Below are 20,189 nucleotides of genomic sequence, written 5' to 3'. Positions count from 1 at the left end.
TGGTTGATTTTCAGACACTCGCAGTGTAGGCCCGCTGCGGCTCCAATGAAGGCATTGATTTACAGCTCAGAAAGCCAATTCATGCCGAACATCGTTCTCAAACTGCCACAGGGCGCCTACCCCGGGGCCTCGCGCGAACGCCTGGTGCGCGCCGTCAATGAAGCAGCCGCCTTGGCCGAGCAGATCCCGGATGCGCCGCAGCAGCGCGCGCTGTGCTGGGTGATGGTCGAGGAGTTGGCAGCCGGGGCCCTGAGCTGTGGCGGCGTCGATCCCGGGCTGCTCTTGCTACTGCCTTGTTGGGCGCTGATCTATGTACCGGTCGGTGTCTTGGATGCGGAGTCGCGCGCCCTCTATGTGGCGAAGGTCCACGCGGCCTTTCAAGCGGCTTTGCCTGAGTGCGAGACGCGACGCTTGGCCAGCTCGGTCGTCATTCATGAGGTGCCCGATGGGTATTGGGCCGCCAACGGTGTGATTTGGCCTCTAGCGGCAATGGCGCAGGCAGCGGGCTATCGACATTTGCAGCATTTGCTGCCGGTGGAACAGCTTGAGAGGCGCCACGCATGAAGATCACCCAACTGCGCAGTGCCACGCTGAAGATTCAGCTCGGCGAGCATTGCATCTTGGTGGACCCGATGCTGGCGCCGCGCCATGCCTTGCCGCCTTTGCGTTTGTTGGATGGGGTGCGAGAGCGCAACCCGACTCGTGATCTGCCGGGGTCGGTCGATGCGCTGCTGCAAGACGTGAGCCATGCTTTGATCACGCATTGCCAGAAAGGCCACTTCGACCATCTGGACCGCGCCGGCAAGGCTTGGCTGCGTCAGCATCAAACGCCGGTGATCTGCACACCACATGACGCCGAGCATCTGCGCAGCCGAGGGCTGAATGTGCAACCCCTGCCGCAAGATCATCAGCGCCCGCAGCCCTTTCTGGGCGGCCAGATTCGCACCGTGCGCTGCACCCATGGCAAGGGGGCGGTGCGCTTGCTGATGGAGCATGGCGTGGGCTATTTCATCGAGCTGCCGGGCGAGCCCTCGGTCTACTTGGCCGGCGACACGGTGCTGACGCCCGCGGTGCAGGACTTTGTGCGTGAGCATCAGCCGGATGTCTCGGTGATCCCGGCCGGCGGCGCGCGCTTTGACTTGGGCCAGGAGCTGATCATGGATGTGGCCGAGGTGCTGGCTTTTTGTCGTCTGGCGAAAGGGGTGGTGGTGGCCAACCATTTGGAGGCCTTGAGCCACTGCCCGGTCACGCGGGCCGAGCTGCGCGCAGCCGCTGAGGCTGCGGGTTTGGCCGAGCGGCTTTTTGTGCCCGAGGACGGAGAGTGCTTGCAGTTCTCCCGCCTCGCTCGAAGCCTTCAGCCGATTACCACTGCATCTCACCCTTGTTGACCTTGGCGCCGATGTCCAGGGCAATGCCCAGGCCGGCTTGCGGATAGGCCTTCTTCATCGCTTCGATCAGCTCGGCGCCGTTCTTGGCCTTGGCGGCTTCGAGGTCGAAGCGCTGCAGGTACTCGCGGGTGTAGCGGATGGCGCTGGCGTCGAGCGCGGTGCCGGCCGCCATATGGCCGGGGATGACGGTGCTGGGCTTCAGCGCTTCGATCTCATCCAGCTGGGCGAACCAGGCCTTGCGCTCGCTGGCTTTTTGTGTGTCGGCGGTCCAAACATGCAGATTGCCGAAGATGGCGATATTGCCGGCGATGGTCTTGATGGACGGGATCCACACATAGGGGCGATGCGCCAGTTCACCGCTGGTGCCTCGCACCTCGATGGCCTCACCATCGACGCTCAGGCTATTGCCTTGCAGGGCGTCCGGCAGCAGCGGTTTTTGCGGTGCGTTGGCGCCCATCTTGGGGCCCCAGAAGGCGACCTTGCCGGCCAGTTTGGCCTGGATCTTGTCGCGCACGGCGGGGGTGGCGAGCACTTGCGCTTGCGGGAACTGGGCCTTCAGCACTTCGGCGCCGAAGTAGAAGTCCGGGTCAGCGTTGCTGATGAAGATGGCCTTCAGCGTCTTGCCGCTGTCCAGCACATTGGCGGCCACACGCAGCGCGTCGGCACGGGTGAAGCCGCTGTCGATGACGATGGCTTCGGTCTTGCCGCTGACCACCACCGCATTGACGTGGAAGCTTTGCGCCTCGGCGTTGTAGACCTTGACGCTCAAGGGCGCGGCGGCGGCCGTGGTGGGGTTGGCGGCCGCTGGGCCGGCGGCGACGACGCCCAGCGTCAGGGCAGAGAAAACAAAGCGAAGAGAGGTTTTGAACTTGAACATGGTGAGAGGCTCCGTTGGGTGGGTTCGGGCGACGGCTGCTTGCGCTGGCCTGTCGATGGGATGAACTGTAGGTTTTGCATGAAAATTGATAAAGTCCGCTTCGGTTAACGTTTTATTGCATGAATCGATGGAATGGGGCGCAGGAAAAGGACGCTTGAATGGACCGACTCACTGCCGTGCGTGTGTTTGTGGAAGTGGCCGATCGTGGCAGCCTGACGCAAGCCGCCGAGCATCTGGACATGTCCACCGCCATGGTCAGCCGCTATCTGGCGGCGGTGGAAGACTGGTTTGAGGCGCGGCTGCTGCATCGCACCACCCGCAAGCTCAGCCTCACCGATGCGGGCCTGCAGGCGCTGCCGGCCTGTCGGCAACTGTTGGACCTGGCCGAAGACGCCCGCCATATCGCGGCCGAGCGCAATCGCGAGCCGGCCGGCCTCTTGCGCGTCACCACCGCCGCTTCATTCGCCGAGTCGCAGCTGACCGCCGCTCTGGTGGACTTTCAGCGCCAATACCCGCAAGTGGAAATTGCGCTCTCGGTGGGCGACAAGGCCACCGATCTGGTGGCCGAGCGGGTCGATCTGGCGGTGCGCATCACCAACACCTTGGATCCGGCCATGATTGCCCGGCCGCTGGCCCGCTGCCGCTCGGTCTTGTGCGCCTCACCGGCCTATCTGGAGCGCTTTCCAGCGCCGCTCACGGCGGAAGACTTGCGTCAACATCAATGCATCGCCCACGCCTTTGGCATCGGCCGGCAGTACCGGCTGACGCAGGGCGCGCAGAGCTTCACCGTGCCGGTGGAATGGCGCTTTCACACCAATGAAACGGCGGTGCTGCGCCAGGCCGTGCTTGCCGGCGCGGGCATCGGCATGCTGCCGACCTATTACCTCGGCGACGACCTGCGCAGCGGGCGCCTGCTGCGCTTGCTGCCTGACCATGAGCCCGAGCTCTTCGGCATTCACGCCATCTACCTGTCGCGCCAGCACCAGCCGCTGGCGCTGCGGCTGTTGGTGGATTTTCTGGCGGCGCGCTTTGCTGGGGATCAGGCGCCCTGGGATAGCGCGCTTTGAAGGGCGCTCTTAGTGGCGCTTGAACGATCAGGCGCCGGCTAGCGCCTTGTGCAGCGCCGCTTGATTGAGCCACTGGCGCAGGCGCAGCTGAATCGCCTCTTGCTCGGCGGCCAGGCGGGCGTTGCGGGCTTGCAGCCAGTCGGCGCGGGCGATGGCGCCCACCTCGTAGCGCAGCGCGGCCAGCTTTTCGGTTTGCTGCGCCTCGTTCAAGCGGGCCTGGTTGGCGAGGGCCTGGGCACGCAACTCGCGGCGCTCGGCGGCCAATTGCTCGATCTCGACCAAGGCCTTGTGCAAGGTGTCGCGCAAGGACAAAGCTGCGCCTTCCACCTCGTTGCGAGCCTGGGCGCCTTGCAGGTCCAGGCGGCGCCAGTCCACCAGCGGCACAATCAGATTGGCCGACAGCGTGCCCAAGGGGCGATCCAGCCAGTCGGTCCATTGCATGCCGCCGGTGCCCACGCCCAGATTGAGGCTCAGGCGGGGATAACGCGCCGCCTCAGCGCCACGCCATTGGGCCAAGGCGCTGTCAACGCTGGCGCGTGCGCGCTGCACATCGGGGCGGCGCTCCAGCACCTCGGCGGGCGGGCCGGCTTGCCAGTCGGCCGGGGCGGCGGTGGGCAGCTGCGGCGCGGCCGGCAGCGTTGGCGCGGGGCTGTCCAGCAGCAGGCCCAGCGTCAGCTGATGCTGGATGCGCTCGCGCTGCAACTGCGCCAGCCGTGAGCGCAAGCCTTGTAGGGTGCTGGCGGACTTGTCCACCTCGATGGGCAAGAGCTTGCCCTCGCGCACCCGCAGCCGGGTCAGCGCCAGTGCTGCCTCGGCGCCTTGCAGCTGCTCATTGATCAAGGGTTCTTCCAGGGCCAGAGCGGCCAGGCTCCAGTAGCTCTCGGCCACGCGGCTGCGAATCAAAAGCTGAGCCGCGGCCCAGTCGCTGCGCAAGCCCTCGCTTTGGGCGAGTTGCGCCGCTTCGGCCTGGGCCAGCCGGCCCCACAGATCGGCCTCGAAGCTCACGCCCGCATTGAGCGAGTAGTTGCGCGAGACCGGCCCCTGCTCCAGCGCGCGGCTGCCCGAGGCGCTGCCGCTCAAGCTGGGCGTCAGGCCGCGGTCGAGCGCGGCGCCGCGCAGCTGCAGCTGGCCACGCTCCCAGCGCTTCAGCGCCAGGGCGATGTCGCGGTTGGCCCGCAGCGCCTGCGTTTGCAGCTCGGCCAGTTGCGCGTCCAAGGCGCCAGCCCAGTCCGAAGCTGCGCTGCCGCTGTTCGGCATTTGCTGCCAAGTGCTGGGCAGCGCCAAGGGCTGAGCGAACTCTGGGCTTGTGCCGGACTTGGGATTGATGGCGCAAGCGCCCAGGCCAAGCGTCAAACCGGCAGCCATCGCCAAGGTCGACAGGGTTCTGATGGCATCGTTCATGGTGCGCTTATTTTTAGAGTTATGGAGCTTCATTGCTGCTACTTTCTGCATCGTCTTCATTCGCGCGCCAATGCATCCACCGGGCTCAGTGCCGCAGCGCGTCGCGCCGGTAAAGTGCCAAACACCAGGCCCACAAAGCTGGACACCGCAAAGGCCACGCCCAGAGCCGCCCAGCTGACCTCGACCTTCAAAGACTGCTGCAGCGCATTGATGCCTTGCGCCCCCAGCCAGCTGAGAAAGACCCCTACCAGACCGCCCAAGCAGCACAGCACCACCGCTTCGACCAAGAACTGCAGCCGCACATCGCCTTGGCGCGCCCCCACGGCCATGCGAATGCCGATCTCGCGGGTGCGTTCGCTGACCGAGACCAGCATGATGTTCATCACTCCGACGCCGCCGACCAGCAGCGAGATCGCGCCGACGCCGGCAAACAAGAGTGCCATCGCCCCGGTGATCTGCTGGAACTTTTTGAACTCTTCGGCGGCATTCCAGGACTCAAAGTCCTCGATGCCGTGCAAGGCCTTGAGCCGGTAGGTCAGCTGCTTTTGCACCTCTTCGGGTGGCAGGCTGAAGTCCAGCAGCACATTGAAGCGGTCGGCGTCCACACGCACATCGAGCTTGCGGCCAAAGGTGGTGTGCGGGATCAAGATCTGGCCCAGCCAAGCGCCGAAGTTGACCGCACCGCCGGTGTCTTGGCCAACCACGCCGACGATGGTGACCGGCAAGGCGATGCCCACAGCAGGCGGCGTGAGCCCGTTGCCTTCTGTGCCGCCGGGCTGTGGAGTTAGTAGGACGGTGCGGCCGAGAGCCGGCTCGCCGGGCTTGAACAAAGACTTGCGCGCCTTGTCATCGATCACCGCCACCAGGCTGGAGTTGGCGTAGTCCATGGCGTTCAGATAACGCCCCTCCACCAGCTTGAGCTTGCGGGCGGCCAGCGTTTGCGGCTCGGAGCCCAAGACCGTCACCATGGCATCACGGCTGCCCTGGCGGGCGGTCAGCTGCGCTTCGCGTTCCACCGTTACCGCCTTGACGCCAGGCAGGGCACGAATCGCCTCGATCTCGCTGGGCATGAAGGACTTGGCCTGGGTACCGGGCGGTAAGGACGAATTGCCCTTGAAGACGGGGATGCGGCCCGACAAAAAGCTGCCCACGTCTTTCTCAATGCTGCCTCGTGCTGCGCTGGTCAGGGCCAGGATGGAGACCACCGCGGCAATGCCGATGCTGATGCCCAGCATGGACAAGGCGGTGCGCAGACGATTGCCCTGCAAAGATTGCCCGGCCGACTGCAGCGCTTCACGCCACTGCATTTGCTGGCGGCCCCACCAACTGCTGCGCGGCAAGGCGGCGGTCTCGCCGCTGAAGCTGCTGGGCGCTATATGGTCATCGGGCGTGCCGCTGTCCTTCAGCACCTTGCCATCGCGCAGCTCGATGATGCGGCGGGCATGCGCTGCCACATGGGCATCGTGGGTCACCAAGATGATGGTGTGGCCGCGTTCGTTCAGCTCGCGCAGCAAGTCCAGCATCTCGGTACCGCTTTGCGAATCGAGGGCGCCGGTGGGTTCGTCGGCCAAGATGATCTGGCCACCGTTCATCAGCGAGCGCGCGATGGAGACGCGCTGCTGTTGCCCGCCCGACAGCTCATTCGGCTTGTGGTGCATGCGCTCGCCCAGGCCAAGGCGGGTCAGCAGCGCCTCGGCGCGTTCGCGCCTGGCCTTGCTGCTGGAGCCGGCGTAGACGGCCGGCAGAGCCGCATTGCCGCGCGCATCCATATGCGGCAGCAAGTGGTAGCGCTGGAAGATGAAGCCAAAGCGCTCGCGGCGCAGGCCGGCCAGTTCATCGGGGCCGAGCTGGCTGGCGTCCTGGCCGTCGATGATGAACTGGCCCACGGTTGGGTTGTCCAGGCAGCCCAGCACATTCATCAAGGTGCTTTTGCCCGAGCCCGACTGGCCGATCACGGCCACAAACTCCCCGGCCTGGATGCTCAGATTGATGTCGTCAAGCGCCGGCACGTCGATGGCGCCCAGCCGGTAATGGCGGCCAACGCCGCGCAGTTCGATCAGCGGATGCATAGCGAGGCGGCGCTTATTTGGCGGCGGCTGTGGAGGCGGCCGAAGCTGCCGAGGCGGCTTGGTCGGCGGCCGTAGGCGGGGCCAGCAGTACCTTCTCGCCGGCCTTCAGCCCCTCCAGCACCTGCACCCGGGCGCCGTCTTGCAAGCCGGTGCGTACCTTGCGTGGGCTTTGCTTGTTATGGGCGTCCAGCACCTGCACGGCGAAGCGGCCTTCGTCGTCGCGCTCGCCCAGGGCCACCATAGGCGCGGTCAGCACCTTGCTGGCGCGGCCGGTTTCGATATTGACCTGCACCGTCATCTCCGGCAGCAGCTTGCGGGCTTGGTTGTCCACCTCGAACAAGACGTTGTAGAAGACCGCATTGCCGGCGCGCTCGGGCACCGGCTGAATCACCCGCACCTTGCCGTCATAACGCTGGGCCTCGCCGGCCAGCGTCACAAAGCGGGCTTTTTGGCCGACTTGGATCTGGGATATGTCGGCCTCCGGCACCCGTGCCCGAACGGTCATCACATCCAAATTGGCCAAGGTCACCATCACCGGGGTGATCTGCACCGCGATCACGGTCTGCCCTTCTTGCACCGGCAGATTGACCACCGTGCCATCAATCGGCGCCGTAATGGTGGTGTAGCCCAGCGACAGGCGGCGTTTTTCCAGCTCGGCCTGCAGGCGCTTCAAGCTGGCGCTTTGGCCGCGCAGATCGGCCTCCAGCTTGGCCAAATCGGTCTCGGCGCGCTCGGCCTCCGTCGCCGCGGTGGCATCGCCGGCCAACAAGCGACGCTGGCGTTCGGCCTCGCGGCGGGCAATCTTCAGGTCCGCTTGGCGCACCTCGATCAAGGCGACTTGCTGCGTCACCGAGGCTTCGGCTTGCGCCAGATCGCTGCGTGCCAACTCGGGGTCTAAGCTGACCAGCAAATCACCTTTTTTGACCTGCTGACCCAGCTGCACATGCAGCTGCCTCACCTGGCCGCTGACCTGCGCGCCCACATCCACCTTCAGGCGCGGCTGCAGCACACCGGCGGCTTGCACGGTTTGGCTGATGTCAGCCAGGGTGACTTCGCCAGTTGGGGGCGCAGGGGGCGGCGGCGGTGGTGTCAGGGCTTTGTAGGCGCCGTAAGCGCCACCCAGCAGGACCAAAATGGCGGCACGCACGCGCCAGGATTTCAGCCAGTTCCCTCGGCTTGCCTTGTTTTTGTTTTGCACAGTCATGCTCTCTTTTGCATCCAGCTGGGTTGATCATCAGTGGCGGCAATGTAGCAATCGGCGTTCCGTGCGGCTTGGCTTTTGTGACCTGCTGCGCTATGGCGCGACCAATTGGCTCATAGCCGAGATCAATCGAGATCTGGCTGGGTATCAAATATTCAATGCGGCAGCCTTTTGTGAAATTGCACGCCGCTCAATTTGGGCCCTTGGTGCCAGCCTTTTCATCGGTTTTCAAGCGCTCGCTCCGGGGGGATTGGTGCTAATCTGCCCAGCCCTCCCCCGCACTGCCCAGCCCCTCCCATGTTTGCCCCACAAAGCCCCTGAGAACCGTCCATGAGTGAAAGTGAAGTCAAAGATTCGGCGCCTAAAGCGGAAGCCGATGCAGCCCAGGTGGGCGGAGTTGGCACGGAGTCGTCTGCAGAGGGCGCGGCGGGTGGCGCAGAGGACACAGCGGCGGCCGAAGCGGCTGCGGCCAAACGGCAGGCCGCGGAAGAACAGGAAGAGGCGCTGCGCCGCAACCGCCTGCTGCGGCTGATGCAAAGCATCGAGGGCCAGACCGACTTTGCCAGCATGAAAGATGCGGTGCAGGGCATTCAAAAGGTGGCGCGCTCCGAGCGCTCCCACGCCCGCGCCTTGACCGGCCTGATCTATGACGATCCGGCCATGGTCAGCAAGCTGCTGCGCCTGATCAATGCGGCGTTTTACCGCACCGCCGGCGGCGGCGAGATCACTTGCATGCAGCGGGCCGTGGCGCTGATGGGCTTTCAAAACGTCGGCATGTTGGCCAGCTCGCTGATGCTGTTTGACCGCCTGCCCAAGGGCGCTGACGGAGACCGATTGCGGCTGGAATTCGCCCGCTCGCAGTACGCGGCGCTACTGGCTCACGATTTGTGCACCAGCGGCAAACACATCGACAGCATCTACATCACTGCGATGTTCCAGCGCCTGGGTGATTTGCTGGCCGGGCTGCACTTTCAAGAAGACGCCCAGGTCATTGAAGACTTGCTGGACGCCGACGAGCTGGTGCTCGGCTCGGCCGAACGCCACAACGCCCGCGAGAAACTGGCGCGTCAACGCTGGGGCATGGGCATTGAGGACATCGGCATCAAGGTGGCCGGCATGTGGGGCTGGCCCGATTCCCTGCTGGCTGGCATGCAGTCCCTTCGCCCCAGCGACCCAGAGCGGGTGCTGAGCGACAACGAATACCTGCGCGCTCTGTGCACCGGCAGCAATTGCCTGGCCTTGGAGTTGATGAATGCGCCCGAAGAGGGTGACGCGGAAGAGCGCGCCGAAGCGCGCAAGCAGGTGGTGCAGAAGTTCGCTGCCGAATGGGCCCTGCCGCTAGGGCTGGACCCCGAAGCCTTGCCCGAAATGGTGGAGCGTGCGCGCACCGTCTGGCTGGACTTGGTGAAGGCCTTGGGCATCACCCTGACCCCCGGAGGCCCGTCCGCCAAAACGGCCCAGGCCGCGCCCAAGCTGGACCCCAACTCCGCCGCCTATCGCAAGGCCTTGGCCGAGGATCTGGCTGATGCGGTGGACCAACTGAGCCGCATGAACAAGCGCGGCGCGCCGCTGGCCGAGGTGATGGACGCCAGCATGCGCTTGATGATGAAGGCGCTGGACATGCAGCGCGTCATCGTCTGCCTCTTGGACCCCAGCACCGGCAACCTCACCGGGCGCGTGGGCGTGGGCGACAAGGCCGTGGTCTTGGCCCCGCATTTCCAGATTCCCTTGCAGCCCCCGAATGAGTTGTTCGGCCTGCTCTGCGCCAAGAATGCCGACACCTTGATCGTGGACTCCAGCGATCCCGTCATCAGCCAGCGCTTGCCCGAATGGTTCACCAAGCGGGTGCGCGGCGCGGCTTTTCTGGTGCTGCCCTTGGTCTTTGAGGGCAAGGTGCTGGGCATGATGTATGGCGACCAGTCCGAGGTCGGCCGCATGGTCGTCAATGACCGAGCGCTGACCTTGCTGAAGAACCTGCGCAACCAACTGATGGTGGCTTTGCGGACACCGCCCAAGGCTTAAGCGGCGAACGACAGCAGCAGGACTTCCATCACGCGGCGTGGGCCGAACTCGGATTGCAGGCCGCGTCCCACCAACATGGCGCCCTCCAAGGCGGCCAGCACGGCGCGGGCCGCTTCTTCGGCCGGCACGCGTGCGCTCAAGGTGCCGCTGCCTTGACCGGCTCTGAAGACCTCGGTGAGCCAACTCAGATTGACCTCAAAAAAGCGGCGCACCTCGGTGCTGAGCTCGGCGGGCAATGCGTCGGACTCGGCGCCCAGCATGCCGCAGACGCAGAGGCGCCGGCCTTGCGCAAAGGTGGCTTCAAACAGCTCGGCATAGGCTTTCAGTCGCTCCGGCGCTTGCGCCTGACTGCCTTCGATGTGCAAGAGCGACTGACGGAAGCGGTGGGTGTAGCGCTGCGCCACCACCACGCCCAGCTCGGTTTTGCTGGCGAAGTGGTGATGCACGCTGGGCTTGCGAATGCCCACCATCTGGGCCACGTCTTCATAGGAAAAGCCGTTGTAGCCCAAGCGCTGCAGCAAGGCTTCCCCCGCGTCCACAATGCGCTCGGCCGAGGCCGTCAGTTCGGAAAAATGCTTCATGGACAAATGGTCTTGTTAACCAACCAGTAGGTAGAAGCATTGTAAAAGCCGCTCAGGCTTGGTTGCGACCGGCCATCACGCCGCCGTCCACATCCCAGATCGCGCCGGTGACCCAGTCGGCCTTGTCCGACAGCAAGAAGGTGATCGCTTCCGCCACATCGCGCGGCGTGCCCACTCGCCCCAGTGGGTGAAAGCCATTGAAGCCTTGCAGCGCGCTGTGCACCTCGGCCTTGGGGATGAAGCCCTCATAGATCGGCGTCTCCACCACTGCGGGCGAGACCGCGTTGACCCGGATACCGTGCGGGGCCAATTCCATGGCCAGGTGCTGGGTCAACGCATGCAAGCCCGCTTTGGCCATGGAATAGGCGCTCGAGGGCGTGGCCGCGATGGCTTGCTGGGCCCACATGGAGCCGATATTGACGATGGCGCCCTTGCGCCCGCGAGCCACCATGTTTTGCGCCACTTTTTGGGTCAGGAAAAAGAAGGCCCGGTTCAGCGCCATGTACTGGTCGTAATCGGCCGGGCCGTGGGCCAGAAAGGGCTTGGGAAAGAACACGCCGGCGGCATTGACCAGCAGGTCGATGTCGGAATGCTCTTCGTCCAGACGGCGGATCAAGGACTGGACTTCTGTGTCCCGACTCAAATCGACGCTCAGAAACGCCATCTCACCCAGCGAGGTCAGTTGCTGGCGCGCGGCTTCGCCGACGTCGGCACGGCGGCCGACCAGCACGACGCGCCCGCCTTGCGCCAATACCAGGCGGGCAGTTTCAAGCCCCATGCCGCTGCTGCCGCCAATGACCAAAAGTTTCTTGCCGATGAATGCTGCTGTCATGTTGATTCTCCGAATAATGACCTACCAATAGGTAGGTACTCGAGTTAAAAAGAAGCAAACCGAAGTCTGCGTGGGGTATCGAGAGGTCGATTTCCATCGCATGGGGCCAGGACTGAGCCCGGGATGTCCCCACTCAAGAGAGACAAACCTTCCGATAGGTAGGCATGATAGCGAGTTTTGCAAGCACCGCAAGCCGCCAGGACAGCAGGCTGGGCGGCGGCTCCAGTCAGGCGGTGCAAGGCCGCCTGCTTCCTGCGATCAATGCAGCGGTGTGGCCATTGCAGCCGAGCTTGGGCGTGCCGCCTTGCGCAGGCTGACTGCATCCGGCAGGGGGCGCCGGGCTTCGTCGCGACGCAGGCGGAACACGCTCAGCGAGGCGTTCACCTCGTCGGCCTGCTCGCGCATCTGCAGTGCCGAGCGCGCCAATTGCTCCACCAAGGCCGCGTTCTGCTGGGTGATGCTTTCGATCTGCTGGATGGCGGTGTAGATCTGTGAGATGCCGCTGAGCTGCTCGCGGGCGCCATCATCAATGCCGGCCATCAGGTGGGCGAATTGCTGCACTGATTGCAAGGTGGCGGTGATGCTGCTGCGCGCATGAGCGGTCTGACGTTCGCCGGCCTCCACACGCTCGGTGGACTCTTGAATCAATTGCTTGATCTCGCGAGCCGCATTCGAGCTGCGCTGCGCCAGCGCCCGCACCTCGGTGGCCACGACGGCAAAGCCGCGCCCATGTTCGCCCGCGCGGGCCGATTCCACGGCGGCATTGAGGGCCAGGATATTGGTCTGGAAGGCGATGCTGTCGATCACCTGAATGATTTCGCCAATGCGCTGCGAGGACTGGGCGATCGCGCCCATGGTGGTGGTGACCGAATGCACCGCATCGCCGCTGCGCTGCGACACAGCGTTCAGCTCACCCACCACGCCGGAGGCCTGCTGGGTCGAGTCGCTGCTGAGCTTCACCGTGGCGCTGATCTGCTGCATGCTGGCGGCGGTTTCTTCCAGATTGGCGGCCTGCGATTCGGTGCGCTGGGCCAGGTCCTGGTTGCCCTGGGCGATCTCCTGGCTGACGGCCGTCATGCGTGCCAACTCGCTGCGGGTGTCGGAGACCAAGGCCTGCATATTGACGCGCAGCTGCGCCAGCGAAGCCTCCAGCCCGCGCGTCAAGCCATGGCCGCTGGGTTTGAGCTCTTGACTCAAATCGCCGGCTGCCAGCTGGTTGGCAAAGCCTTGCACTTGTTGCAGCGCAGCCTGGCTGCGTCGCCGCGCCAGCGCATCGAGGGCCAGGGCCGCAGCAGCCACCAGCGGCAGCGCCACCCCGGCATTGAGGCTCAAGCCCCAGACGCCCGAACCCAGCGACCAGGCCAGCAGGCCCAAGCCAGCGGGCAGCAGGGCGCCGCGAGCACGACCCAGCGCTTGCAGCAGCCGGCGGACTTGGCCGCGCGCATCGAGTCTGTGCAATTGACCGGCTTGCAAGCCGTGGATGCGCCGGCCTTGGCGGGCTTCTTCTCGCAGGGCTGCATACAGGGCTTCGGCCGCCTGAATCTGGGTGCGGCTGGCTTCGGAGCGCACCGACATATAACCACTCAACTGACCGGCATGCAGCAGCGGCGTCACATTCGCCATCACCCAGTAGTGGCTGCCGTCCTTGCGGCGGTTCTTCACCAAGCCCGACCAGGGGCTGCCGGCGCCGATGGTGGCCCACATATCGCGGAAGGCCTCAGAAGGCATGTCCGGGTGGCGGATGAGGTTGTGGGGCTGGCCCAGCAATTCCTCTTTGCGGTAGCCGCTGACCTCAACAAAGGCCGCGTTGCAATGCAGGATGCGGCCTTGCGTGTCGGTGGTGGAGACCAGCGTCTGGCCGCTGGGAAAAGGGTATTCGTGCGGAATGACCGGCAGATTGATGCGCATGAAAAAAGCTGAAACGTCGTGAACGTCGACTCACCGTGAATCGAGGGCGCGAGGTTCGGGCTTGCCGCGCTTGTCGTCATTGATTTAAGTCAAGACGACCCAGCCATGCTGTGCGCTGCGCGCGCGGTCCCAGCCGGACCGGCGCGCAGCGTGACTTACTACCGCCTAGCCGGGGCAGCTTTCAGCTGGAGAGGCCCAGGGCCTCGGCCATCAAAGCGGCTTGGACCTCACGGTGCCCGGCCAGATTGGCGCTGGCACCTCCAGCCCGGTTGGGTGGCGCAGCGCAGCGCAAGGGCAGGCCCGCAGGCAGCACGGCGGCGATGGCATCGCGCACAAAAGCCCAAGCGCCTTGGTTGAGCTGCTCTTCTTGGGCCCACACCACCTCGCGCAAGTTCGGGTAGCTGGCTAGCAGCTCGGCCAAGCGTTCGGCCGGGAAGGGGTAGAGCTGCTCCACGCGCAGCAGCGCGCTGCGCGGCTGGCGGCCGCCCTCGCTGCGGCGGGCGCGCAGCAAGTCGTAGTGAACCTTGCCGCTGCACAGCACCAGACGCTCGACTGCGCTGCGATCAAGCCCCGTGTCGTCATCCAGCACGGTCTCAAACTGGCCCTGCATCAGCTGCTGCAGCGGCGAGTGGGAACCAGGCTCTTCGTACAGCACGGCCTTGGGGCTCATCACGACCAGAGGCTTGCGATGGCGCGCCAAGGCCTGGCGCCGCAGCATATGGAAATACTGGGCCGCAGTGCTGGGCATCAGCACCTGCAGATTGCCTTCGGCGCAGAGTTGCAGGAAGCGGCTCAAAAAACCGTTGGAATGCTCGGGCCCGACGCCCTCATAGCCATGCGGCAGCAACAAGGTCAGGCCCGAGGCGCAACCCCATTTGGCTTCACCCGAGGCGATGTATTGATCGACAAAGACCTGCGCGCCGTTGACGAAGTCGCCGAACTGCGCCTCCCAGATCACCAGGCTTTGCGGCGCCTGCAGGCTGTAGCCGTATTCAAAGCCCAGCACGGCCTCCTCGGACAGCGGTGAGTTGTAAATCTCGAAGCGCCCGGTCGCGCCCGGCAACTGCTGCAAGGGTAGATGCTGCGGATGGCTGGAGTTGTGCCCGGACTGTGCATGCCCGGACTGTGGATGCCAGACGGCCAGGCGGTGAAAGAAAGTGCCGCGCTGGGCGTCCATGCCGGAGACGCGCACATGCTTGCCCGCTTGCAGCAGGTGTGCAAAGGCCAGGTTCTCGGCAAAGCGCCAATCGACCCGCGCGTCTTCAGCGGCCGCCATGGCTTGCCAGTCTTCGATCAAGGTTTGCACCATCGGGTGCGGCGCAAAGCCCTCTGGCAAGCGGGTGAGGCTTTGAACCAGGGCTTGCCAAGTGGGCAAGTCGTTTGGCAAATTGTTCGGCAAAGCGTCGTACCGACTGATGGCTTCGGGCGCCTCTTGTGGGCTAGGCGCCTCAGGTGTTTCCGAAGCCTCGGCGCTGAAGCCTTGCAAGGCTGCGGCACGCGCCTCAGCGATGCGTTCTTGCCAATCGCTGGCGCTGCCCAGGCCGGCCGTCTGCAAGCGCTGGGCAAAGCGTTCAACAACGCTGGGCGCCGCGTCGATCTGGGCCTGCCGCTGCGGGCTGGTCAGGGCCGGCACATCATGTTCCGAATGGCCGGGGCGGCGGTAGCCGATCAGGTCAATGAAGATGTCGGCGCCGAAGCGGCTGCGGTAGGCCAGCGCCAGTTGGGCGGCCCGCAGCAATTGCTCCGGCGCGTCGGCGCTCACCCGCAGCACCGGCGCATCAATCATGCGCGAGACATCGGTGCAATAGCGCGGCAAATGGCCGTCCATGGGGTTGAGCTCGGTGAAGCCCACTTGGTTGTTGATGACCACATGGACCGTGCCGCCCGTGGCGTAGCCGGGCTTCTGGCTCAGCATCAAGGTTTCCATCATCACCCCCTGGCCGGCCACGGCGGCGTCGCCATGCAGCACCAAAGCCAAGGCTTGGCCAGGGCTGTGGCCCAAGCCGCGGTCTTGCTCAGCCCTTGTCATGCCCACCACCACCGGGTGCACACTTTGCAGATGCGAGGGATTGAAGGCCAGGCTGAGTCCGACCTCGCCATGAGGCGTGGCCAGTTGGCGCCGCGCACCCAGGTGATAGACCAGATCGCGTTGATGCACCGGCTGGGCGCGCTCACGGTCAAAGTAGTCCAGCACTTGGCGGGCCGGCACGCCCATCAGATTGACCAGCACATTGACCCGGCCGCGATGCGGCATGCCCAGCAAAATCTCGCCCACGCCCTGTGCGCTGGCCTGGGTGATCAGTGCATCCAGCAGCGGCAACAGCGCCTCGCAGCCTTCCAGAGAAAAACGCTTGGCCTGCGGATAGCAAGCAGCCACATGCTGCTCCCAGGCCTGGGTCTGCACCAGGCGCTCGAGCAAGGCCGGGCCTTGGCTCTTCAAGACTTGGCCCGCCGAAGGCAAGGACTCCATCTTGCGGAACAACCAGGTGCTGCGAGCTTCGTCCCGCACGGCGCTGCAATCCAGGCTCAAGCTGTCGGCGTAAAGGCTGCGCAGTCGGGCTTCCAACTCATGGACGGTGGCGGCCCCGAGCACGCTTGCGTCCTGCGGCAAAGTGTCAGTTGCGGCCAGGCCAAAATTCGCGGGGTTCAGCGCTGCTTCATCGGCGCGAGGCGCCAAGTCCAGCGGGTCGAGTCGGGCGATCCGGTAGCCTTGGCGACGGTAAGCCTCCATCCAGGCCTGCACGCCGGCCGTGGCGTAAGCGGCATGGCCAGGCGGGCAGTCCAGCAGGGACTCAATGGCATTGAAACGGCAACGCTGCAGCCAGCTGTGGCGGCGGGTGAAGGAACTCAACATCTGACTCTCCCTGGTTTTCGAAAAAGCAAGGCCAGGGCGATGTCGCTCTGGCGCTTGGATTCCCATGGCGGCGCTCTGTGGCGCCCTGTATCCATGGCTGGGCCTGCATCAAACTTGCGTCTGACGCTGGCTTTTGTCTCCGTGTGTTCTTGGCATCACGGCGGGCCTCCAACGGGGGCGGCCCTACTCCTGGGTAGCGAGTTCTCGTGTGGGTCGGGTCGAGTTCAGTTCAATTCATAGCGAAAAGGTGCGAACCAGGCCGGCCATCTTGTCGGCCTGGTCTTGCAGGGCACGGGCCGACGCCGTGCTTTGCTCGACCATGGCGGCGTTCTTTTGCGTTGAATCGTCCATCTGCACGATGGCCTCGTTGACTTGCTCAATGCCCATGCTTTGCTCGCGGCTGGAGGCGCTGATCTCGGCCACGATGTCACTGACACGCTTGATGCTGGTCACCACCTGTTGCATGGTGGCGCCGGCATGCTCCACCATCTGGCTGCCGCGGTCCACCTGATCGACCGAGTTGTCGATCAAGGACTTGATCTCCTTGGCGGCCAGCGCGCTGCGCTGCGCCAAGCTGCGCACTTCCGAGGCCACCACCGCAAAGCCGCGGCCATGTTCACCGGCGCGGGCGGCTTCGACCGCTGCGTTCAAAGCCAAGATATTGGTTTGGAAGGCGATACCGTCGATCACGCTGATGATCTCGACGATGCGCTTGGACGAGTCGGCAATCGAGCTCATCGTCGCCACCACTTGGCCCACCACTTCGCCGCCCTGCGAAGCCACCGACGAAGCCTGCAGCGCCGATTGGTTGGCTTGATTGGCGTTGTCCGAACTCAGGCGAATGGCCGAGGTCAGCTGCTCCATGGCGGAAGCCGTTTCTTCCAAAGCGCTGGCCTGCTGTTCGGTCCGCACCGACAGGTCTTGATTGCCTTGTGCGACTTGCAGCGAGGTCGAGGCGATCAGATCCGCGCCGCTGCGCACCTCGGAGACGATACGGTTGAGGCTGTCCACCATATTCTTGAGGGCCTGCATCAGACGGCCCACCTCGTCCTTGCTGCTGTCTTGAATCTTCCAGGTCAGCTTGCCGGCGGCAACGGCCTCAGCCATGTGGATGGCGCGGTCGATCGGATGCACGATGGAGCGAGTGATGGAGATGGCCGTGGCAACGCCCAGCAACACCGCGACGGCGGAGAACAGCATCATGCCCCAGCGCGAGCGCTGCGAGGCCGCCTTGGCTTCGGCCACATCGGCGTTCATGCCCTGCTCTTGGTGCTGCACCATCTTGTCGATCAACGAGTAGTAGCGCGGCTGCAGGCTGGCCATTTCACCCTGGTAGGTTTGCATCGCCTCTTCGCGCTTGCCGGCCTTCATCTGGTCAAAGAACTTACGCACCGCCGCACCGTAGGCTTTGCGGGCTTCGGTCTGCTCGGCAAAGATGGCCTTGCTGTCCTCGGTGTGCAGCAGTTTTTCGAACTTCGCGAAGTTCTCGGTATTGGTCGCACGCAGGCTTGCGTACTCATCCATATAACGTTTGACTTGCTCGGGTCCGTCGGCAAGCAGGATGCGGCCGATGGTGATGACCCCTTTGTCGCCCACGTTCTTGATGGCGCTGCTGAGCGCGATCTGCGCATAGCGGTCGTCCACTACTTGGTCCATGGTTTCGCTGGCATGGCGCAGCGCTGAAAGTCCGGCCATCAGGCTGGCCAGCAACAGGGCGATCACAAGGGCAAAGGCCAGTTTCAGGCGGGTGCCAATCTGCAGTTGATTCAAGATCATTTTTTTCGCTCCCGGGTTGCAGCGATTTGCTGTTGATGTGACCGGTTACCTGCACGTTATGAAGAGCAAGATTTTCTCAAGGCAACCGGCCCGCAATTCTTTCGGCCTTTGCCTTTATCCATCGGTCCAAAAGCCTGCTTAGGGAGCTTGTATTCACATTTCTGTCATAGCGGTTCGGACTTGTCTGCCGGGGCAACAGCAAGGCCTTTTGTCCCTGGCATTCATCATCCAATCGGTCGGCGCTGATGCTAAGAAGCCAAAGCGACAAAGCTGTGAACATCACCCATGAAAATGTGGGGATTTCACAAGTTCGAAAGTACGCGAGCGTGCAGCTTTCGCTTCAAGCTCCTGCGTATCATGGGCGCGGCATGCCAAGCCCCACTTGGCGAAACGAAGCAAAAGGCGCGCGATGGTGATGACGAGGACTTGGCATGAATGGCGGCTGTGGCCGCGCAGGGTTTTCTCCAGCGCAGCGCTGCTGCTGACGCTGGCGGGCTGGAGCCCGGGTGCACATAGCGAAGCCTTCAAATGGCCGGGTGCTGCCAAAGCGGCGGTCAGCCTCTCGTATGACGACGCACTGCCGTCGCAGCTGGATAACGCCTTACCCGCGCTGAATGCTTTGGGTCTGAAGGCCACGTTCTATTTGACGCTGTCCAGTCCCACGGTCAGCCAGCGCTTGCCTGAATGGCGCCGTGCCGCGGCCGCCGGCCATGAGCTCGGCAACCACACCTTGTTCCATCCCTGCTCGCGCTCTGCCCCAGGCCGCGACTGGGTGGCGGCGCATCGAGATCTGGACCACATCAGCGTGGCTCAGATGCGCGAAGAAGTCGTGCTGGCGAATGCCTATTTGCAGGCCATTGATGGCCAGACGCGTCGTACGTTTACAGCCCCGTGCACCGACCCCTTGGCCGCGGGCCAGCCCTATTTCCCGGCGGTGAAGTCGGAGTTTCTGGGCATGAAGACGCGCGTCGGCGGGCCGGTGGCCTCGCTGGCCGCCTTGGACCCTTGGGATGTGCCCACCGCGGGGCCGGACGGCGTCAGCGGCGCGGCCTTGATTGCCATCGTCCAGCAAGCGGCTGCTCAAGGGACCCTGGCCAGCATCACCTTCCATGGCATTGGCGGTGATCACCTGAGCGTTTCCAAAGAAGCCCATCAGGCCCTGCTCCAGCATCTGGCCGACAACCCGCAGCTCTATTGGGTGGACAGCTTCGTCAACATCGTCAGCCATTTGCACGCGGCGCGCCGGCGCTGAAGTGATTTGAACAAGGACAAGCCTCGCATGCGCATCGCAGTCATTGGCCTGGGCGACATTGCCCAAAAAGCTTATCTGCCGCTGCTGAGCCGGCGCCGCGATGTGGAGCTGGTGCTGTGCTCGCGCAATGCCGAGCGCCTGCAAGCCCTGGCCCAGGAGTACCGGATCTCACATCGGGCCACGAGTGTGGATGCGCTGATGCGCTTCGCACCCACTGCAGCTTTTGTCCACAGCAGCACCGACTCGCACATGGAGGTGGCAACGGCCTTGCTGGAGCAGGGCGTGCATGTCTATCTCGACAAGCCTATTGCCTTTCAGCTGGACGCGGCGGAGTCATTGGTGGCTTTGGCCCGCGCGCGCCAGCGCCTGCTGATGCTGGGCTTCAATCGACGTTGCGCACCGCTCTATCGCGGCCTGCTGGCCCTGCCGGGTCGCCATCTGGCGCTGCTGCAAAAGCACCGCATCGGCCAGCCGGCGGCGCCGCGCGAGTTCATCTATGACGACTTCATCCATGTGGTCGACACCTTGCGATTTCTGGCGCCGGGGCCGCTGGCTGCGCCTGTGGTGTCGGCGCGGATGGAGCGTGGCCTGCTGCATCATGTCAGTGTGCAATTCAAGGCGCCGGGCTTCACCGGCATTGGCGTGATGGACCGCGACAGCGGCGCCAGCAAAGAAACACTGGAGCTGATGAGCCCCGGCAGCAGCTGGCGCATCGAAGACCTGAATCAGGCCCGCGAAACCGTCCGGGGCCGCGAGCAGCGCCATGGCTTTGGGGACTGGGAGCCGGTGCTGCGACGGCGCGGCTTCGAAGCCATCATCGAGCAGTTCTTTACCGCGCTGCAAGCGCCCTCGCCGGACCCGAGTTGGGCCGAAGATGCTTTGGAGACTCACCGGCTCTGCGAGCAGATCGTGCGGGCGATTGAAAGCGGTGAGGTCGAGCCGCCTCGCTCGGGCCGTTGAG

At 64.3% G+C, this 20,189-nt stretch carries 15 protein-coding genes; 6 read left to right on the top strand and 9 right to left on the bottom strand.

All coding sequences use genetic code 11. From position 1 onward, the window contains the following. Positions 1-81: 81 nt before the first annotated feature. Both LNV06_RS17695 and LNV06_RS17690 read left to right on the top strand, forming a co-directional pair. A complete protein-coding gene (locus LNV06_RS17695; protein ID WP_263539617.1) occupies positions 82-564 on the top strand; it encodes a tautomerase in 483 nt (160 codons plus the stop codon). Continuing rightward, positions 561-1,388 carry an MBL fold metallo-hydrolase gene (locus LNV06_RS17690; RefSeq protein WP_263539616.1) on the top strand — a complete coding sequence of 276 codons (828 nt, stop codon included), beginning with the start codon at positions 561-563 and terminating at the stop codon, positions 1,386-1,388. Before LNV06_RS17695 ends, LNV06_RS17690 begins: the two co-directional genes overlap by 4 nt. On the opposite strand, the gene LNV06_RS17685 is transcribed toward LNV06_RS17690, so the two are convergent. Further along, complete coding sequence (locus LNV06_RS17685) at positions 1,363-2,265, bottom strand: MBL fold metallo-hydrolase (protein ID WP_263539615.1); 903 nt, start codon at positions 2,263-2,265, stop codon at positions 1,363-1,365. The genes LNV06_RS17690 and LNV06_RS17685 overlap by 26 nt on opposite strands. Before the next feature lie 158 nt (positions 2,266-2,423). Between LNV06_RS17685 and LNV06_RS17680 the strand changes: the two genes are divergently transcribed. Further along, complete coding sequence (locus tag LNV06_RS17680; RefSeq protein ID WP_263539614.1) at positions 2,424-3,332, top strand: LysR family transcriptional regulator; 909 nt, start codon at positions 2,424-2,426, stop codon at positions 3,330-3,332. 27 nt (positions 3,333-3,359) lie between these two features. Here LNV06_RS17680 and LNV06_RS17675 read toward each other — a convergent pair whose 3' ends face one another. From LNV06_RS17675 to LNV06_RS17665, 3 genes are read right to left on the bottom strand one after another with little or no spacing between them, the layout of a single operon-like run. Then, a complete protein-coding gene (locus tag LNV06_RS17675; protein ID WP_263539613.1) occupies positions 3,360-4,733 on the bottom strand; it encodes a TolC family protein in 1,374 nt (457 codons plus the stop codon). A gap of 56 nt (positions 4,734-4,789) precedes the next feature. After that, positions 4,790-6,802, bottom strand: a complete 2,013-nt coding sequence (locus LNV06_RS17670) for an ATP-binding cassette domain-containing protein (protein WP_263539612.1) — start codon at positions 6,800-6,802, stop codon at positions 4,790-4,792. Between the two features lie 13 nt (positions 6,803-6,815). After that, complete coding sequence (locus LNV06_RS17665; RefSeq protein WP_263539611.1) at positions 6,816-7,949, bottom strand: efflux RND transporter periplasmic adaptor subunit; 1,134 nt, start codon at positions 7,947-7,949, stop codon at positions 6,816-6,818. Positions 7,950-8,333: 384 nt separating this feature from the next. Between LNV06_RS17665 and LNV06_RS17660 the strand changes: the two genes are divergently transcribed. Then, positions 8,334-10,025, top strand: a complete 1,692-nt coding sequence (locus tag LNV06_RS17660) for an HDOD domain-containing protein (RefSeq protein WP_263539610.1) — start codon at positions 8,334-8,336, stop codon at positions 10,023-10,025. Here LNV06_RS17660 and LNV06_RS17655 read toward each other — a convergent pair. From LNV06_RS17655 to LNV06_RS22620, 5 genes are all read right to left on the bottom strand, one after another. Next, on the bottom strand, positions 10,022-10,606 hold the full coding sequence (locus tag LNV06_RS17655; RefSeq protein ID WP_263539609.1) for a TetR/AcrR family transcriptional regulator: 585 nt from the start codon (positions 10,604-10,606) through the stop codon (positions 10,022-10,024). The genes LNV06_RS17660 and LNV06_RS17655 overlap by 4 nt on opposite strands. A 52-nt stretch (positions 10,607-10,658) precedes the next feature. Further along, positions 10,659-11,438 carry an SDR family NAD(P)-dependent oxidoreductase gene (locus LNV06_RS17650; RefSeq protein WP_263539608.1) on the bottom strand — a complete coding sequence of 260 codons (780 nt, stop codon included), beginning with the start codon at positions 11,436-11,438 and terminating at the stop codon, positions 10,659-10,661. 258 nt (positions 11,439-11,696) lie between these two features. After that, on the bottom strand, positions 11,697-13,346 hold the full coding sequence (locus tag LNV06_RS17645) for a methyl-accepting chemotaxis protein (protein WP_263539607.1): 1,650 nt from the start codon (positions 13,344-13,346) through the stop codon (positions 11,697-11,699). 181 nt (positions 13,347-13,527) lie between these two features. Further along, positions 13,528-16,200, bottom strand: coding sequence for a 2-oxoglutarate dehydrogenase E1 component (locus LNV06_RS17640; RefSeq protein WP_263539606.1), 2,673 nt, complete (start codon positions 16,198-16,200; stop codon positions 13,528-13,530). A gap of 234 nt (positions 16,201-16,434) precedes the next feature. Continuing rightward, on the bottom strand, positions 16,435-17,976 hold the full coding sequence (locus LNV06_RS22620) for a methyl-accepting chemotaxis protein (RefSeq protein ID WP_318013520.1): 1,542 nt from the start codon (positions 17,974-17,976) through the stop codon (positions 16,435-16,437). Between the two features lie 415 nt (positions 17,977-18,391). On the opposite strand from LNV06_RS22620, the gene LNV06_RS17625 reads away from it, so the two are divergent. Then, the gene (locus tag LNV06_RS17625) at positions 18,392-19,228 is read left to right on the top strand and encodes a polysaccharide deacetylase family protein (protein ID WP_263539605.1); all 837 of its coding nucleotides are present in this window, start codon (positions 18,392-18,394) and stop codon (positions 19,226-19,228) included. Positions 19,229-19,255: 27 nt separating this feature from the next. Beyond that, complete coding sequence (locus tag LNV06_RS17620) at positions 19,256-20,188, top strand: Gfo/Idh/MocA family protein (RefSeq protein ID WP_263539604.1); 933 nt, start codon at positions 19,256-19,258, stop codon at positions 20,186-20,188. Position 20,189: the final 1 nt, after the last annotated feature.

Origin of the sequence: Paucibacter sp. Y2R2-4, assembly GCF_025717535.1 — a bacterium.
Lineage (GTDB): Bacteria > Pseudomonadota > Gammaproteobacteria > Burkholderiales > Burkholderiaceae_C > Paucibacter_A.
Note: the sequence above shows the minus strand (reverse complement) of the source record. Positions and strands in the feature narration are given on the sequence as shown.

What these genes read in the sequence shown, in the direction of transcription:
- LNV06_RS17695 (WP_263539617.1), top strand. Translation starts at nt 82, where the DNA reads ATGCCGAACATCGTTCTCAAACTGCCACAGGGCGCCTACCCCGGGGCC.
- LNV06_RS17690 (WP_263539616.1), top strand. Translation starts at nt 561, where the DNA reads ATGAAGATCACCCAACTGCGCAGTGCCACGCTGAAGATTCAGCTCGGC.
- LNV06_RS17685 (WP_263539615.1), bottom strand. Translation starts at nt 2,265, where the DNA reads ATGTTCAAGTTCAAAACCTCTCTTCGCTTTGTTTTCTCTGCCCTGACG.
- LNV06_RS17680 (WP_263539614.1), top strand. Translation starts at nt 2,424, where the DNA reads ATGGACCGACTCACTGCCGTGCGTGTGTTTGTGGAAGTGGCCGATCGT.
- LNV06_RS17675 (WP_263539613.1), bottom strand. Translation starts at nt 4,733, where the DNA reads ATGAACGATGCCATCAGAACCCTGTCGACCTTGGCGATGGCTGCCGGT.
- LNV06_RS17670 (WP_263539612.1), bottom strand. Translation starts at nt 6,802, where the DNA reads ATGCATCCGCTGATCGAACTGCGCGGCGTTGGCCGCCATTACCGGCTG.
- LNV06_RS17660 (WP_263539610.1), top strand. Translation starts at nt 8,334, where the DNA reads ATGAGTGAAAGTGAAGTCAAAGATTCGGCGCCTAAAGCGGAAGCCGAT.
- LNV06_RS17655 (WP_263539609.1), bottom strand. Translation starts at nt 10,606, where the DNA reads ATGAAGCATTTTTCCGAACTGACGGCCTCGGCCGAGCGCATTGTGGAC.
- LNV06_RS17650 (WP_263539608.1), bottom strand. Translation starts at nt 11,438, where the DNA reads ATGACAGCAGCATTCATCGGCAAGAAACTTTTGGTCATTGGCGGCAGC.
- LNV06_RS17645 (WP_263539607.1), bottom strand. Translation starts at nt 13,346, where the DNA reads ATGCGCATCAATCTGCCGGTCATTCCGCACGAATACCCTTTTCCCAGC.
- LNV06_RS17640 (WP_263539606.1), bottom strand. Translation starts at nt 16,200, where the DNA reads ATGTTGAGTTCCTTCACCCGCCGCCACAGCTGGCTGCAGCGTTGCCGT.
- LNV06_RS22620 (WP_318013520.1), bottom strand. Translation starts at nt 17,976, where the DNA reads ATGATCTTGAATCAACTGCAGATTGGCACCCGCCTGAAACTGGCCTTT.
- LNV06_RS17625 (WP_263539605.1), top strand. Translation starts at nt 18,392, where the DNA reads ATGACGAGGACTTGGCATGAATGGCGGCTGTGGCCGCGCAGGGTTTTC.
- LNV06_RS17620 (WP_263539604.1), top strand. Translation starts at nt 19,256, where the DNA reads ATGCGCATCGCAGTCATTGGCCTGGGCGACATTGCCCAAAAAGCTTAT.